Source organism: Pseudomonas weihenstephanensis, assembly GCF_001043055.1.
GTDB lineage: Bacteria > Pseudomonadota > Gammaproteobacteria > Pseudomonadales > Pseudomonadaceae > Aquipseudomonas > Aquipseudomonas weihenstephanensis.
Window position 1 is genome coordinate 306519 of record NZ_JYLF01000005.1, and the last position, 15312, is coordinate 321830.

The 15312-nt window shown below is 58.9% G+C and carries 10 protein-coding genes; 3 read left to right on the forward strand and 7 right to left on the reverse strand.

What is annotated here, in order from left to right; genetic code table 11:
- Window positions 1–116 precede the first annotated feature (116 nt).
- The 6 genes from TU86_RS14530 to TU86_RS14555 form a co-directional block, all read right to left on the reverse strand.
- Window positions 117–1622: an efflux transporter outer membrane subunit gene (locus TU86_RS14530; RefSeq protein WP_048365005.1), complete on the reverse strand. Its 1506-nt coding sequence runs from the start codon at window positions 1620–1622 to the stop codon at window positions 117–119.
- On the reverse strand, window positions 1619–4726 hold the full coding sequence (locus TU86_RS14535) for an efflux RND transporter permease subunit (protein WP_048365006.1): 3108 nt from the start codon (window positions 4724–4726) through the stop codon (window positions 1619–1621). The genes TU86_RS14530 and TU86_RS14535 overlap by 4 nt, the downstream gene beginning before the upstream one ends.
- Window positions 4723–7824 carry an MdtB/MuxB family multidrug efflux RND transporter permease subunit gene (locus tag TU86_RS14540; protein ID WP_048365007.1) on the reverse strand — a complete coding sequence of 1034 codons (3102 nt, stop codon included), beginning with the start codon at window positions 7822–7824 and terminating at the stop codon, window positions 4723–4725. The genes TU86_RS14535 and TU86_RS14540 overlap by 4 nt, the downstream gene beginning before the upstream one ends.
- The gene (locus TU86_RS14545) at window positions 7821–9137 is read right to left on the reverse strand and encodes an MdtA/MuxA family multidrug efflux RND transporter periplasmic adaptor subunit (RefSeq protein ID WP_048365008.1); all 1317 of its coding nucleotides are present in this window, start codon (window positions 9135–9137) and stop codon (window positions 7821–7823) included. The genes TU86_RS14540 and TU86_RS14545 overlap by 4 nt, the downstream gene beginning before the upstream one ends.
- 322 nt (window positions 9138–9459) lie before the next feature.
- Window positions 9460–9960 carry a thiol peroxidase gene (gene tpx, locus TU86_RS14550; protein ID WP_048365009.1) on the reverse strand — a complete coding sequence of 167 codons (501 nt, stop codon included), beginning with the start codon at window positions 9958–9960 and terminating at the stop codon, window positions 9460–9462.
- Between the two features lie 268 nt (window positions 9961–10228).
- The gene (locus TU86_RS14555) at window positions 10229–10897 is read right to left on the reverse strand and encodes a DUF3313 domain-containing protein (protein WP_048365010.1); all 669 of its coding nucleotides are present in this window, start codon (window positions 10895–10897) and stop codon (window positions 10229–10231) included.
- Between the two features lie 350 nt (window positions 10898–11247).
- On the opposite strand from TU86_RS14555, the gene ccoN reads away from it, so the two are divergent.
- The 3 genes from ccoN (at window position 11248) to tal (ending at window position 14047) form a co-directional block, all read left to right on the forward strand.
- Complete coding sequence (gene ccoN, locus TU86_RS14560) at window positions 11248–12675, forward strand: cytochrome-c oxidase, cbb3-type subunit I (RefSeq protein ID WP_048365112.1); 1428 nt, start codon at window positions 11248–11250, stop codon at window positions 12673–12675.
- Between the two features lie 56 nt (window positions 12676–12731).
- Window positions 12732–12962: a hypothetical protein gene (locus TU86_RS14565; protein WP_048365011.1), complete on the forward strand. Its 231-nt coding sequence runs from the start codon at window positions 12732–12734 to the stop codon at window positions 12960–12962.
- A 161-nt stretch (window positions 12963–13123) separates the two neighbouring features.
- Window positions 13124–14047, forward strand: a complete 924-nt coding sequence (gene tal, locus TU86_RS14570; protein ID WP_048365012.1) for a transaldolase — start codon at window positions 13124–13126, stop codon at window positions 14045–14047.
- 183 nt (window positions 14048–14230) lie between these two features.
- Here tal and rfaD read toward each other — a convergent pair whose 3' ends face one another.
- The gene (gene rfaD / locus TU86_RS14575; protein WP_048365013.1) at window positions 14231–15217 is read right to left on the reverse strand and encodes an ADP-glyceromanno-heptose 6-epimerase; all 987 of its coding nucleotides are present in this window, start codon (window positions 15215–15217) and stop codon (window positions 14231–14233) included.
- Between the last annotated feature and the right edge of the window lie 95 nt (window positions 15218–15312).

A 15312-nucleotide genomic window follows, 5' to 3' on the forward strand; every position in this document is an offset into this window, starting at 1 on the left:
TGAAGAGAACGGTGCGGGCGAATGCGCGCAGTTTGCTCGGATGAGTGACGCAGAACAAGTCGAAGATGAGGCGCCCGTGCGTGGCCTGCGCCAACGGCTACGCACCAGGCTCATGACTATTGAGCGGCCTTCTCGTTCGCGCTCAAGTCGGTGTTGCCATCCCAACCGCCGCCCAGCGCGGTAATCAGATTAACGCTGGCAATCAACCGGCTTTGTTGCAGGTTGAGCACGGTGCGCTCTGCACTCAACGCCGTGGCTTGCACCACGACCACGTCCAGATAGGCAATCAAGCCCGCCTTGTACTGGTTGCTGGTCAAGCGCAACGACTCACGCGCCGAGTCCAGCGCCTGCTGCTGCACCACAGCCTCGTCTTCGAGCACCTTCAACTGCACCAGGTAGTTTTCAACTTCGCGAAAACCATCGAGCACGGTCTGCCGGTATTTGGCGACGGTCTGGTCATACAGCGCTTCATTGCGATCCACTTCGGCCGAACGCTGACCACCATCAAACAGCGGCAAGGCGATTTTGGGCCCCACCGACCAAAAACGGTTCGGCACGCTGATCCAGTCTTCATAGGTACTGCTGCTGTAACCGCCGGACAGGCTCAAGCTCAAATCAGGGTAGTACGCCGCTTTGGCGACCCCTATATTGGCGTTTGCCGCAATGATTGAGCGTTCCGCCGAAGCGATATCCGGGCGCCGCTCCAGCAATTGCGACGGCAAGCTCACAGGAATTTGCGGCAAGGCAGGCACCGCCTGGGTTTCGGCCAGCGCGAAACCTGCGGGCGGTTGCCCGGTGAGCACGGCGATGGCGTTTTCAAACTGGGCGCGCTGCCAGATCAGGTCGATCAGGTTGGCCTGGGTGTTGCGCAGCTGGGTTTGTGCCTGAGCCACGGCATCTTTGCCGGAGATGCCCGCACGGTACTGGTTTTCGCTCATTTTCAGCGAACGCTCATAGGCCACGACGGTGTCTTGCAGCAGGCGTTTTTGTTGGTCGATCACGCGCAATTGCAGGTAGTTCTGCACCAGTTCCGACTGTTGACTCAAACGCATGGCTGCCAGATCGGCGAGACTGGCCTCGGCGCTGGCTTCATTGGCTTCCAGGCCCCGGCGCAACTTGCCCCACACATCGGCCTCCCAGCTCACGCCGACCTGCGCGTTCAGCGTGTCCCGAATGCCGCTGCTGGAACTGGTCAGACTGGAGTTGGAGCTGCCGGTGCCCTGGCTGGAGCGAGTTTTACCCACGCTCAAGTCGGCACTCGGAAAAAAAGCCCCACGCGCACTGCGCACCAGGGCCTGCGCCTGACGAAACTGGGCTTCGGCCTGCGCAACGGTCTGGTTGGAGCGGTTGAGGGTCTGGACCAAGTCATTGAGCTGCGCGTCGCCATACAGCTCCCACCACGCACCCCGCGCCAAAGCGTCGCTTGGGTTGGCTTGGCGCCAGCCCGCCGCTTCCTTGAACGCCACCGGCGTGGTGGTGTCAGGGCGCTGATAATCCGGGCCAATCGCGCAGGCGTTGAGCACCAGGGCGGACAGCACCAGTGCCAACAGGCGCGGGCCGCGGGCCAGCGCCCACGGTTGGGACGACAGAGCCGGTGCAAGGGTAAGCAAACGATGGGTCATAGCGCAGTTTCCAGAGCAGCATCAGTGCGCACGCCGCGCCATTTATTGAAACGATGGCGCGTGCGGTCGAGATAGAGGTAAACCACCGGGGTGGTGTAAAGGGTCAGGATCTGGCTGAAGATCAAACCGCCGATGATGGTCAGGCCCAGCGGTTGACGCATTTCGGCGCCCTCGGCGGTACTGAGCATCAGCGGCAGTGCGCCGAGAATGGCGGCCAGCGTGGTCATTAAAATCGGGCGCAAACGTTGCAAACAGGCGCTGCGGATCGACTCCAGCGGGTTCATGCCTGAGTGACGTTCGAGTTGCAGCGCCAGGTCGATCATCAGAATCGCGTTTTTCTTCACCACCCCGATCAGCAAGAACAAACCGAGCAGCGAGATCAGGCTGAACTCTCCGCCCGTGAGGTAGATGCTCAACAACGCCCCGACCCCCGCCGACGGTAAGGTCGAAAGGATGGTTAAGGGGTGAATGTAGCTTTCGTAGAGAATCCCCAGCACCAGGTACACCGCCACCAGCGCGCCAAGAATCATGAACGGCTGACTTTTTTGCGTGTCGGCAAAGGCGTCGCCCGTCCCGGCCATTTTTGCAATCACTTCTTCGGGCAGCCCAAGCTTGGCAATCGCGCGTTCAATGGCTGCGGTGCCCTGCTCCAGCGTGACGCCGGGCGCCATGTCAAACGCGATGGACTCTGACGCAAACTGACCTTCGTGCGAGACGCGATCGTTCTGCAAGCTGTTTTCATAGTGCGCAATCGCCGACAACGGGATGCGCTGGCCCTCGGCCGTAATCACCTGCACCTGATTCAAGGTTTCGGGGTCTTGGGCGTATTTGGGGTTGACCTCCATGACGACTTGATACTGGTTGAGGCTGTCGTAAATGGTAGAAATCTGGCGCTGACTGTAGGCGTTGTTGAGCACGGCAGTGACCATGTCCATGTCCACCCCCAGGCGCTTGGCCTGGTCGCGGTCGACCACCAGCGTGACTTGCTGCGCGCCACGGCCTTCGCGCGCATCAATGGCGGTCAACTCCGGCAGCGCCTTGAACGCGGCCACGACTTTGGGATACCAGGTGCGCAGTTCGGCGAGGTCGCCACTTTGCAGGATGTAGGCGTATTGCGAACTGGTTTGATCACGTCCGCCGCCAAATTGCAGGTCCTGATCGGCCATCAGCATCAGGCGCCCGCCCGGCACCTTGGGCATGTTTTCACGCAAGCGTTCGATGACTTTTTGCGCCGACACCTTGCGCTCAGACACCGGCTTGAGGCGCACGATCATGAACGCATTGTTGGTGCCGCCGTTACCGCCAATAAAGCCCGCCACGCTTTCTACCGCAGGGTCTGCCAACACCGCCTTGCGAAAGATTTCCATCTTGGGCTGCATCACGCTGAACGACAGGCCATCGTCACCGCGTACAAAACCGATCAACTGCCCGGTGTCCTGCTGCGGCATAAACGTTTTAGGCACCACCACATACAACGCCACGTTGACGCCAATGGTCAGCAGCAGGCTCAACAGCGTCAGGCGTTTGTGCCGCAACACCCAATCCAGGCTGCGCGCATAGCCGCTGACCATGCGCTCGTTGAGGCGTATGCTCCAGCGCTGCATGGCGTTTTCAGTGCCCGGCACGTGAGGCTTGAGCCAGCGTGCGCAGAGCATCGGGGTGAGGGTCAAGGAGACCACCAGCGACACCACAATCGAGGCCGCCAGAGTAATGGAGAACTCGCGGAACAGGCTTTCTACAATCCCGCCCATAAACAGAATCGACAGGAACACCGCCACCAGCGAGACGTTCATCGAGAGCAAGGTAAAACCGACTTCCTTGGCCCCCAGGTACGCGGCTTTCATCGGCGCGATCCCGGCGTCGATATGGCGCGAGATGTTCTCCAGCACCACAATCGCATCGTCGACCACCAGTCCGGTGGCCAGGATCAGCGCCATCAGCGACAGGTTGTTCAGCGAAAACCCGTACAGGTACATGATGGCAAAGGTGCCCACCAACGACACCGGCACCGCCAGCGTCGGGATCAGCGAGGCGCGAAAATTACCCAAAAACAGAAACACCACCAAAATCACCAGCGCCACAGCAATCAGCAAGGTCATTTCGGCTTCGTGCAAGGTGGCTTTGATCACCGGTGAGCGGTCCATCGCCACGTTCAGTTGCACACTGGCCGGCAACACCGCTTGCAGCGCTGGCAACTGCGCCTTGATCGCGTTCACGGTTTCAATGATGTTGGCCCCGGCCTGCCGGTTGACCACCAGCAACACCGCCGCATCGTTGTTGAAAAAACCACTGTTGTAGCGGTCCTCAACGCTGTCTTTGACCGTGGCCACATGGCTGAGGCGCAACGCGGCGCCATCTTGGTAGCGGATGATCAGCGGTTCGTAATCTTTGGCCTTTTCCAGTTGATCGTTGGCCTGGATCTGCCAGTTATGGTCATCGTCGGACACCGCCCCCTTGGGCCGGCGCACGTTTGCGTTGGCGATGGTGCGACGCACGTCATCCAGCGCGACGCCGTACTGGTTGAGCAGTTGCGGCTCTAACTCGATACGCACGGCAGGCAGCGAACTACCGCCAATCTGCACCTCTCCAACCCCCGGCACCTGCGACAAACTTTGCGACAGGATGGTCGAGGCCAAGTCGTACAACTGGCCCTTGGACAGCACTTGACTGGTCAGTGACAGCACCATGATGGGCGCTTGCGAGGGGTTGATTTTCTTGTAGGTTGGCATGCTTTTCATGCCACTGGGCAGCAGGTTGCGCGAGGCGTTGATGGCCGCCTGCACTTCGCGCGCGGCGCCGTTGATGTCGCGGTCCTGATCGAACTGCAAAATCACCCGGGTTGAACCCTGGCTTGAGTTGCTGCTCATGGTGTTGACCCCGGCAATCGCACCGAAGGCCCGCTCCAGCGGCGTGGCCACGGTCGACGCCATGACCTCGGGGCTGGCACCCGGCAAGTTGGCCGACACCACAATCACCGGAAAATCCATCTGCGGCAACGGCGACACCGGCAACAGACCAAAACTCACCCCGCCCAGCAACATGATTGCCAGGCTCAGCAGCATCGTGGCGACCGGCCGCCGAATAAAAGGCCCGGACAGGTTCATACCGACGCCTGCTCAGGCTGGGCCACATCACCCCGCCAGCGGCGGCCGAGTCGGTCGAAATACAGGTAAATCACCGGGGTAGTGAACAGGGTCAGCACTTGGCTGACCAACAGACCGCCGACCATCACCAGGCCCAAAGGCTGACGCAGTTCGGCCCCGGAACCGGTGGCCAGCATCAGCGGCACGGCACCAAACAGGGCCGCCAGCGTGGTCATCAGAATCGGTCGGAAGCGCAGCAGCGCGGCCTGGTAAATCGCCTGCTCGGGGGCCATGCCCTGATTGCGCTCAGCATCGAGGGCGAAGTCGATCATCATGATCGCGTTCTTTTTCACGATACCGATCAGCAGGATGATGCCGATGATGGCGATCATGCCCAGATCGTTGCCACTGAGGATCAATGCCAACAAAGCCCCGACGGCCGCGGACGGTAAGGTCGAGAGGATGGTAATCGGGTGAATGTAGCTCTCGTACAACACGCCCAGCACGATGTACATGGTCACCACCGCTGCCAGAATCAGCAACAAGGTGCTCGACAGCGAGGCCTGAAACGCTTGCGCCGCACCCTGGAACTGGGTCTGCACACCGACCGGCATGCCGATGTCTTTGCGCACCTGATCGATCAATTCAACGGCCTGCCCCAGGGCCACGCCGGGCGCCAGATTGAACGAGACCATCACCGAGGGGAATTGGCCGATGTGCGACACGGCCAGTTGCGCCTGGCGCTCTTCAATCCTGGCCAGGTTCGACAAGCGAACCTGTCCGCCGTCGGTGGTTTTGACGTGGATCTGGTCCAGCGCCTGCGGGCCGATTTTCTCGCCGTCCTGCGCCTGCAACACCACACGGTATTGGCTGGCCTGCGTGTAGATGGTCGAAATCTGCCGCTGCCCGAACGCGTCATACAGCGCATCCGTGATATTGGCCACCGAAACGCCCAGGCGGGACGCAGCATCGCGATCAATCACCAGGTACACCTGCAAACCTTTGTCTTGCAGGTCGCTGGCGACATCTTTGAGTTCAGGCTGATTGGCCAATGCACTGACCAGCTTCTGGCTCCAGGTGCTGAGCAGCTCGGCATCCGGGGACGACAGGCTGAACTGGTATTGAGTGCGGCTCACACGGTCTTCGATGGTCAAGTCCTGTACCGGCTGCATGAACAAGCGAATACCCACCAATTTGTCGAGCTGCGGTTGCAACCGCGCAATCACCTCGGTCGCGGTTTCACTGCGCTCGCTGTGCGGCTTGAGGTTGATCAGCATGCGCCCACTGTTAAGCGTCGCGTTGTCGCCATCGATGCCGATGTAGGACGACAGGCTCTCAACGTCCGGGTCTTGCAGAATGATTTTGCCCAACGCTTGCTGACGCTGGCTCATGGCACTGAACGAGATGGACTGCGGCGCTTCAGAAATACCTTGGATCACCCCGGTGTCCTGCACCGGAAAGAAGCCCTTGGGCACCACCAGGTACAGGAACACCGTGAGGGCCAAGGTGGCGATGGCGACCAGCAGGGTTAAAGGCTGATGCTTGAGTACCCAGCGCAACATGCGCCCGTATTCGGCAATCATCCAGTCAATACAGGCACCGCTGGCGCGGTAGAACCGACCCTGCTCGGCTTCTTTGGGCTCAGGCTTGAGCAGACGCGCGCACATCATCGGCGTCAGGGTCAGCGAGACCACCAGCGAGATCAGAATCGCCACCGCCAGGGTGATGGCGAACTCGCGGAACAAACGCCCGACCACGTCCGCCATAAACAGCAGCGGGATCAGCACAGCAATCAGTGACAGCGTCAACGAAATCAGGGTGAAGCCAATTTGTTTGGCGCCCTTGAGCGCTGCCTGCATCGGGCTGTCGCCTTCCTCGATATAGCGCGAGATGTTTTCCAGCATGACGATGGCGTCATCCACCACGAAGCCGGTGGCAATGGTGAGCGCCATCAAGGTCAGGTTGTTGATCGAGAAACCGGCCAGGTACATCACGCCAAACGTACCGACCAATGACAGCGGCACGGCAATCGAGGGAATGATCGTGGCACTGGCGCGCCGCAGGAACAGGAACGTCACCATCACCACCAGCGCAATGGCAATCAGCAGTTCATGCTGCACATCGCGCACCGAGGCGCGGATGGTTTGCGTGCGGTCGGTCAGCACGGTCACATCGATACCGGCGGGCAGGTTGTCGGTGATGCTCGGCAGCAGCGCTTTAATGCGGTCCACCACCTCAATCACGTTGGCGCCCGGCTGGCGCTGAATATTGAGCAACACCGCCTGGTTCTCATTGGCCCACGCAGCGAGACGTTCGTTCTCGGCACCGTCGACTATTTCGGCCACATCCTTGAGGCGCAATGGCGCGCCATTGTTGTAGGCGAGAATCAGCTCGGCGTATTCCTGCGGGGTTTTGAGCTGATCGTTGGCATCGAGCATCGAGACCCGGGTCGGACCGTCAAAGTTACCCTTGGGCTGGTTGACGTTAGAGGCGCCGATCAAGGTGCGCACATCGGCCAGGTTCAAACCATTGGCCGCCAGCGCCTGCGGGTTGACCTTGATCCGCACCGCCTGGCGTTGCCCGCCCGCAATGCTGACCATGCCGACGCCGCTGATCTGTGCGATTTTCTGCGCCATGCGCGTGTCAACCAGGTCGTTGAGCTTGGGCAACGGCATGGTTTTGGAACTGATGGCCAAGGTCAGTACCGGCGTGTCCGCCGGGTTGACCTTGTTGTACACCGGCGGTGCTGGCAGATCGCTCGGCAGCAAGTTGCTGGCAGCGTTGATCGCGGCCTGCACCTGTTGCTCGGCGACATCCATGTTGATGTCCAGGTTGAAGCGCAAGGTCAACACCGACGCGCCGCCGGAACTGGTGGAGGCCATTTGCGTCAGCCCCGGCATTTGCCCGAACTGACGCTCCAATGGCGCCGTTACGGCGCTGGTCATGACGTCCGGGCTGGCACCGGGGTACAGCGTCATCACGCGGATAGTCGGGTAGTCCACCTGAGGCAGAGCCGATACCGGCAACAAGCGATAGGCGATGATCCCGGACAGCACGATGGCCAGCATGCACAGCGTGGTAGCGACCGGACGCAGGATAAACAGCCGCGACAGATTCATTCGTGGGCCTTGGTCTTGGCAGTGTCTGTGGCCTGCGCAGTACCTGCATCGGCATCGGCATCGGCCCCGCCTTGCAGGTGCGAAGCAGGCGTGGCAGGCACTTGAGCGCTGTCATTGACCACTTCGACCGCCCCGCCATCACGCAGACGGTCGGTGCCTTCGAGCACCACGCGATCACCGGCCGCCAGGCCCTCTTCAATGACGCTCACGTCACCGTCAGTGGCCCCCACTTTAATGTGGCGAATCTTGACTTTGTCGTCGCCCTCCAGCGCGTACACAAACGAGCCATCCGTGCCGAACTGAATGGCCGCCGACGGGGCCAGCACTACATCCTTCAAGGTGTCGGCCAGCAAGCGCACGCTGACAAACTGATTGGGGAACAGGACTTGATCACGGTTCTCGAACAGCGCCTTGAATTTCAGGGTGCCGGTGGTGATATCAATCTGGTTATCGATGCTGCTCAACACCCCGACCGCCAGCTCTTTGCGATCGCCTCGATCCCACGCCTGCACCGGCAGTTTTGCGCCTGAGCGATAGCGGGCAAGCACCCGTGCCAGATCGGTTTCGGGCAAGGTAAAACTCACCACGATAGGCTCGGTCTGGGTGATGACCACCAAGGCTGTGGTGTCATTGGCCGCGACCAGGTTGCCGACATCCAGTTGGCGCAGACCCACACGACCACTGATCGGGGCGCGAATCTTGGTGAATTCAAGGTTGAGCTTGGCGTCGTTGACCGCTGCCTGATTGGTTTTGACCGTGCCCTGATATTGGCTGACCAACGCTTCGGCGGTGTCCAGGGTTTGCTTGGCGATGCTGTCTTCGGCGTACAGGCCGCGGTAGCGCTGCACATCGACCTGAGCGTTTTTCAATTGGGCCTGGTTCTGCAACAGCGTGCCTTCTGCTTGCAGCAATGCGTTCTGATAGCTGCGCGGGTCGATTTCAGCCAGCAGCTCCCCCGCTTTGACCATCTGCCCTTCTTTGAAGTACACCTTGACCAACTCTCCCCCCACCCGACTGCGCACATTGATCGTGTTCAGCGCCGTCACGGTGCCCAGTGCCTTGTAGAACACCGGGAAGTCCCCTCGCTTCACGTCAGAGACCCTGACCGGCACGGCCTGCGTGGAGCCGCCAAAACCTGGGCGCATCATCCCCGACTTACCGGTATGCCCGGCAGGCTGGGCCGCCTGCTGGTTTTTCGAGGCTGAAGGCCACAGCCACCAGCACAGGCCAATGACAATCAACAGGAGCAAAAGGCCAACCAGCCAGCGACGGGGTTTGTGTGAAACAGAGGATTGCATGGAGTGATCAACCATTAGGCACGAGGGCTTGAATTCGAGAAGGCTGAACGATAAGCAGTGTGGGCCGTTAAGAAAAGGCTCTTTACCGGGTATTTACGTTAACGGGGTGTCTGGAGCGGGTTTAAGGGCTAAATAAGCCCAAGACGTGTAGCCACTGTCGAGTGGCGAGGCTGCGATCGAGGGCTAAGCAGATGTAAATACTGAGAGCGTGATGGGTCTGAAACACCGGACACAAGGGTTTACGACGGCTGGGTTGTCTCGCGTCGCCGGTCAGCGCATGCGAAAAAAAAACGGCCCGGCAATCAATGCCGGGCCGTTTTAGGTAAAGCGCCGAGGCTTACTTCAAAACAGCCAATACGGCTTCGTAGTTCGGCTCTTCAGCGATCTCTTTAACCAGCTCGCTGTGCAGCACGTTGTCGTTTTCATCCAGCACCACAACAGCACGGGCTGTCAGGCCTTTCAACGGACCGTCAGCAATGGCCACGCCGTAGTTTTTGATGAACTCTGCACCACGCAGGGTGGACAGGTTTTTAACGTTTTCCAGACCTTCAGCGCCACAGAAACGCGCTTGAGCGAATGGCAGGTCGGCCGAGATGCACAGCACAACGGTATTGGCCAGGTTGCTGGCCTGCTCGTTGAACTTACGCACCGACGTCGCGCACGTCGGGGTATCAACGCTTGGAAAAATGTTCAGCACTTTGCGTTTACCGGCAAAGCTGGCCAGCGTTACATCGGACAAATCACCCGCAACCAACGAGAACGCAGGTGCCTTGGCGCCTACTGCTGGCAGGTCGCCGTTGACTTGAACAGGGTTGCCTTTAAGCGTCACTTGAGCCATGAACGATGTCCTTCTTAACAGTTTTTGAAGAGGCCGAAGTTAAACACGAAACATTCTGCTGACCTATGGCCTACCTACAAAATGTCATGCTGAACATCACATTAAGACGATTCTTAACATTATTCAGACAAATTCTTACAGGCACACACAGCCTCATTGACGCGTTATCTAGGGGCCATCGCGCAAAAAACGGCCAAAGGATTGCTACTGGCGTCATGGAAAGAGGCGAGCGCACCTCGCCCCTGTAAAGGGTGGATGGTGCAACGCTTTATTTCTTCAGTTTCAAATACGACTGATGCAGGTCGCAGGCCCAGCCATCGATCACATCCTTCACATCATCGGCCTTCATGACCTGGCTGTCGTTTTCCAGCGGCTTGCCCGTGCCTTTGCGCACCACTTGCGCCACCACATCCTGGGTTCTGCCGTCGATAAACACGGCCTCTGTTGCCAAGTCGGTTTCCTGATCACGAATACCCGACGCGGTGCTCACGGCGGCCGCCACCAACGCCACCGGGATCAACTCGTACGGCTTGAGACTTTCAGTCTTGCTGCTGACCGCCGTGATTGCCGGGCGAACCACTATCACGCCTGGCCCCGGTGCGCTGGTCAAGGGTAACGATTTGCTCAGCTCACGCTTGAGTGCCTGATCGTAGTAATGGGTGATGGCCGTGAGGGTGCTTTGCGGAATTTTTGCGGTGGGTTGTGGCGCTGGATAGAACTGGCTGGGTTCGATATAGACGCTGGTGAACTGGTTAACGTTGAGCTTGGGGTCAACCCAGCGCATGACATCAGCGCCAGAGGGTGATTTTGCTTCTTTGAGACGGCTGTAGTCCTTCAAAAAACCGGAGTATTCATCCGGTTGCGCAACATTGCTTGAACAACCGCCCAGCCCAAGCAAGGCGAGGCATAGCGCACCAATCATTAAGCCCAACTTCATGATGAAACTCCTGTAGAAAGCGCAACCGCATGCACACGGTATTTAAGGTATAGACAAGCCCTGAGCAGCCGTCGCTGATTCGCCGTGCACGTCGTAGCAGGTGTGATCCAGCGCCCATTTATCACGCGCACGCTCTGAGCCTGCGTCAATACGGCGCAGAGCATTCAAAAAATCAGTAAATATCCAAAAAGCAGATCAGATAGCGATTCAAAGCTTTAAAACAGCCTTTATATCTGATCCGTATAATTTAACTTTTTCTGGATCTGTTTTGTTATGCGCAGGGTTTCTAAAGTTCAACCTGCGCCAGACCACGAGGTCTGGCAGGACTTTGAACCGTGGAAGACTTGAGCATGAGCACAGCACTAAACGGGCAGGCCTATAACTATAAGGTCGTGCGCCAATTCACCATCATGACGGTGGTGTGGGGCGTTATCGGCATGGCCATGGGGGTGTGGATTGCCTCTCAACTGGCTTGGCCCGCCATGAACCTCGACCTGCCCTGGACCACATTCGGCCGCTTACGGCCGCTGCACACCAGCCTGGTGATTTTCGGTTTTGCCGGCAGCGCACAATTTGCCGCCAGCTACTACGCCGTGCAGCGCACCTGCCAGGTGCGGCTGTTCTCCGACAAACTGGCCGCGTTTACGTTTTGGGGCTGGCAATCGGTGATTGTGATCATGTTGGTCACCCTGCCACTGGGTTACACCACCACCAAGGAGTACGCCGAAATCGAGTTCACCGGCGCGGTGTGGTTAACCGTGGTGTGGGTGGCCTACGCCATCGTATTTTTTACCACCGTGGTCAAACGCAAGACCAAGCATATCTATGTCGGCAACTGGTTCTTCGGTGCCTTCATTCTGGTCATTGCCATGCTGCACGTGGTCAACCACTTGGCGATTCCAGTGGACTGGTTCAAGTCATACCCGGTGTACGCGGGCGCGACGGATGCCATGGTGCAGTGGTGGTACGGGCACAACGCCGTGGGCTTCTTCCTGACTACCGGCTTCCTGGGCATGATGTACTACTTCGTGCCCAAACAAGTCGGCCGCCCGATTTACTCCTATCGCTTGTCCATCGTGCATTTCTGGGCCTTGATTACCCTCTACATCTGGGCCGGTCCGCACCACCTGCACTACACCGCCCTGCCTGACTGGGCGCAATCGCTGGGCATGGCCATGTCGATCATCCTGCTGGCCCCCAGCTGGGGCGGCATGATCAACGGCATGATGACCTTGTCGGGCGCCTGGCATAAGTTGCGCACCGACCCGATCCTGCGCTTTCTGGTGCTGTCACTGGCGTTCTACGGCATGTCGACCTTTGAAGGCCCGATGATGGCCATCAAAACGGTGAATGCCTTGTCCCACTACACCGACTGGACCATCGGCCACGTGCATGCCGGGGCCTTGGGCTGGGTGGCGATGATCACCTTTGGCGCGGTGTATCACATGATCCCCAAACTGTATGGCCGCGAGCAGATGTACAGCGTGGCGCTGATTAACCTGCATTTCTGGCTGGCCACCATCGGCACCGTGCTGTACATCGCCTCGATGTGGGTCAACGGCATCACCCAGGGCCTGATGTGGCGCGCCATCAACGATGACGGCACGTTGACTTACTCGTTTGTGGAATCGTTGCAAGCCAGCCACCCGGGCTTCGTGGTGCGATTGGTGGGAGGCGTGTTCTTCCTCACCGGCATGCTGCTGATGTCCTACAACGTGTGGCGCACTGTGCGCGTTCCTGACTTCAAAAAAGCCGAGTTGTCAGCGCAAATCGCCTGACCCACACACCGCGCAAACCCTACGGCTTGCGCGGTGCTTAACAAGGAGTTTCAGAGATGATTGATATCGCCTTGAACATGGCGGCCGTGACCAGCCTCTATTTCGCGATCAGTTGGTGTTTGAAGCATCAAACCGAGCGCGACATCGACGAAGCCAGCCTGATCCCCTTCGCCGACGACCCGCAAGTGGCACGCCGGGTTGAAGAGGCCACGGGCAAAACCATCAATGCCGTACAGATGAGCGAAGAGCCTGTGCGCACATCGGGTCAGGGCACGCTGAAGTTCTAAAAAGCCTGTTCGAAAGGGATCTAATGGCGCGTGCGCGCACACACTGGTTGCATAACCCACGTCTTGAGCGGCATGCTGCCAGACCGGATGTTTAGCGAACTTTTGATCGACGACGCACTCAATCTTCACAGCCATTAATACTTTTCGGACAGAGCACGCTCATGACTTCCAAGCTGGAACAACTCAAGCAGTTCACCACCGTGGTCGCAGACACCGGCGACCTCGACGCGATTACCCGTCTTAAACCCGTAGACGCCACCACCAACCCTTCCCTGCTGCTCAAGGCTGCGGCCATGCCCGGCTATGCCGAGCTGCTGCAAAGTGCCATCAGCCACGCGAAGGGTGATGTCGGCCTGGCCTGCGACCACTTCGCGGTGTCTGTGGGTAGCGGTATCTTGAACGTGATTCCGGGCCGTATTTCGACAGAAGTCGATGCACGCCTGTCGTTTGATGAACCTGCCCTGCTGCAAAAAGCCAATCAACTGATCGAGCTGTACGACAAAGCCGGTGTAGGCCGCGATCGCGTGCTGATCAAACTGGCCTCGACCTGGGAAGGTATCCGCGCAGCTGAAAAGCTGGAAAAAGCCGGGATTCAAACCAACCTGACCCTGCTGTTCTCGTTTGCCCAAGCGGCCGCCTGCGCTGACGCCGGAGTGTTTTTGATCTCCCCCTTCGTAGGCCGTATTTACGACTGGTACAAAAAATCCACCGGGATTGACTACACCGGTTCCGATGATCCGGGCGTGCAGTCCGTGACCCGCATCTACAACTACTACAAAGCCAACGACTACAACACCGTGGTCATGGGCGCGAGCTTTCGCAACCTCAACCAGATCGAGCAGTTGGCCGGTTGCGACCGCCTGACCATCAGCCCGGACCTGATCGAAAAACTGGCGCAAGAGCCAGGCACGCTGGCGCGCAAACTGAGCCCCGGCAATGGCGGCGAGCCGCGCCTGATCCTCAACGAAGCGCAGTTCCGTTGGGCCTCCAACGAAGACGCGATGGCCACTGAAAAACTGGCAGAAGGCATCCGTCAGTTCGCCCGAGACCAAGAGAAGCTGGAAGCGCTGTTGTCGGGTAAATAACCCGCAACGCCCACAGGCTGCGGCTGCATGTTACGCAGCAGTTGCCCAAGGCGACGTTCGATTGCGAAGCGCTGGCAAACCCCAGACGCGGTGCCTCTGAGGCACCGTGTCAAGGAATTAGCGAGCGCTTCGCGTCAACGGCTACACGTTTTACATGCGCGATCGTTGGCCGGTACAGGGCTTCTACCGGTTTATCGTGCCGATATAGCGCTGCACCCCCTCCTCTAGCGTCAACATCGGCTCGCGATACCCCGCTTCACGCAGTTGAGTGAGATCGGCACAGGTGTACACCTGGTATTTGCCCTTCAAACTGTCGGGAAATTCGCAGTAGCGCAGCACCCCTTCGAGCAACGCAGTTTCCAGGGTCAAAGGTGGCCGATCCTCAGCCGCACGCAGGCTGTTAATCGTTGCCAAGGCCAGATCATTGAATGAGCGCGCGCGCCCTGTGCCCACATTGAAAATACCGCCGGTGTGCGGATGGTCCAGCCAGTGCAGATTGACCTTGACCACATCCTGCACCGACACAAAGTCGCGCAAATGCCCCCCCGCCGGGTAGTTGCCGTATTCGCCAAACAACTCAACAAACCCGCGCTCGCGATACTGGTTAACGCAGTGCCACACCATCGACGCCATGCGCCCTTTGTGCTGTTCGCGCGGGCCGTACACGTTGAAGTAGCGCACACCGACAATCTGACTGCGCGCCCTGGGCAGTAACTGGCGTACCTGTTGGTCAAACAGGCTCTTGGACCAACCGTACACATTGAGCGCGCGTTCACACTCACGCACTTCGCGAAAGTCCGTACCAGAGCCATACACCGCCGCCGACGAGGCATACACCAACGGGACGGACTGATCCTGACAGGCTTGCAACAGGTCACAGCTGTAACGGTAGTTGTTGTCCATCATCAAGCGACCGTCATGCTCAACCGTGCTGGAGCACGCGCCCTGATGCAGCACCGCGCGCACGTCTCCGAGCTGGCGATCGGCAAAGCGTTGCACAAAGTCACGTTTGTCGAAGTAGTGCGCGATGTCACAGTCCGCCAGGTTGCGGCACTTGTCGCCATCGGTCAGATCATCCACCGCAATGATGTCGCGCTCACCGCGCAGATTGAGGGCTTTTACCAGGTTGCTGCCGATAAACCCGGCCGCACCGGTCACGATGATGCTCATCCAGGATCTCCTGCTGCTGCATGGAAGGTTTAAGCCTATGCCTGTGTGGGGGCGCACTCTTGATGCGGATCAATGCTCTTTGACGCGGGCAAACG

Coding starts and splice junctions, on each gene's coding strand:
- TU86_RS14540 (WP_048365007.1), bottom strand. CDS start 7,824: ATGAATCTGTCGCGGCTGTTTATCCTGCGTCCGGTCGCTACCACGCTG.
- tal (WP_048365012.1), top strand. CDS start 13,124: ATGACTTCCAAGCTGGAACAACTCAAGCAGTTCACCACCGTGGTCGCA.
- TU86_RS14555 (WP_048365010.1), bottom strand. CDS start 10,897: ATGAAGTTGGGCTTAATGATTGGTGCGCTATGCCTCGCCTTGCTTGGG.
- TU86_RS14565 (WP_048365011.1), top strand. CDS start 12,732: ATGATTGATATCGCCTTGAACATGGCGGCCGTGACCAGCCTCTATTTC.
- rfaD (WP_048365013.1), bottom strand. CDS start 15,217: ATGAGCATCATCGTGACCGGTGCGGCCGGGTTTATCGGCAGCAACCTG.
- ccoN (WP_048365112.1), top strand. CDS start 11,248: ATGAGCACAGCACTAAACGGGCAGGCCTATAACTATAAGGTCGTGCGC.
- TU86_RS14535 (WP_048365006.1), bottom strand. CDS start 4,726: ATGAACCTGTCCGGGCCTTTTATTCGGCGGCCGGTCGCCACGATGCTG.
- TU86_RS14545 (WP_048365008.1), bottom strand. CDS start 9,137: ATGGTTGATCACTCCATGCAATCCTCTGTTTCACACAAACCCCGTCGC.
- tpx (WP_048365009.1), bottom strand. CDS start 9,960: ATGGCTCAAGTGACGCTTAAAGGCAACCCTGTTCAAGTCAACGGCGAC.
- TU86_RS14530 (WP_048365005.1), bottom strand. CDS start 1,622: ATGACCCATCGTTTGCTTACCCTTGCACCGGCTCTGTCGTCCCAACCG.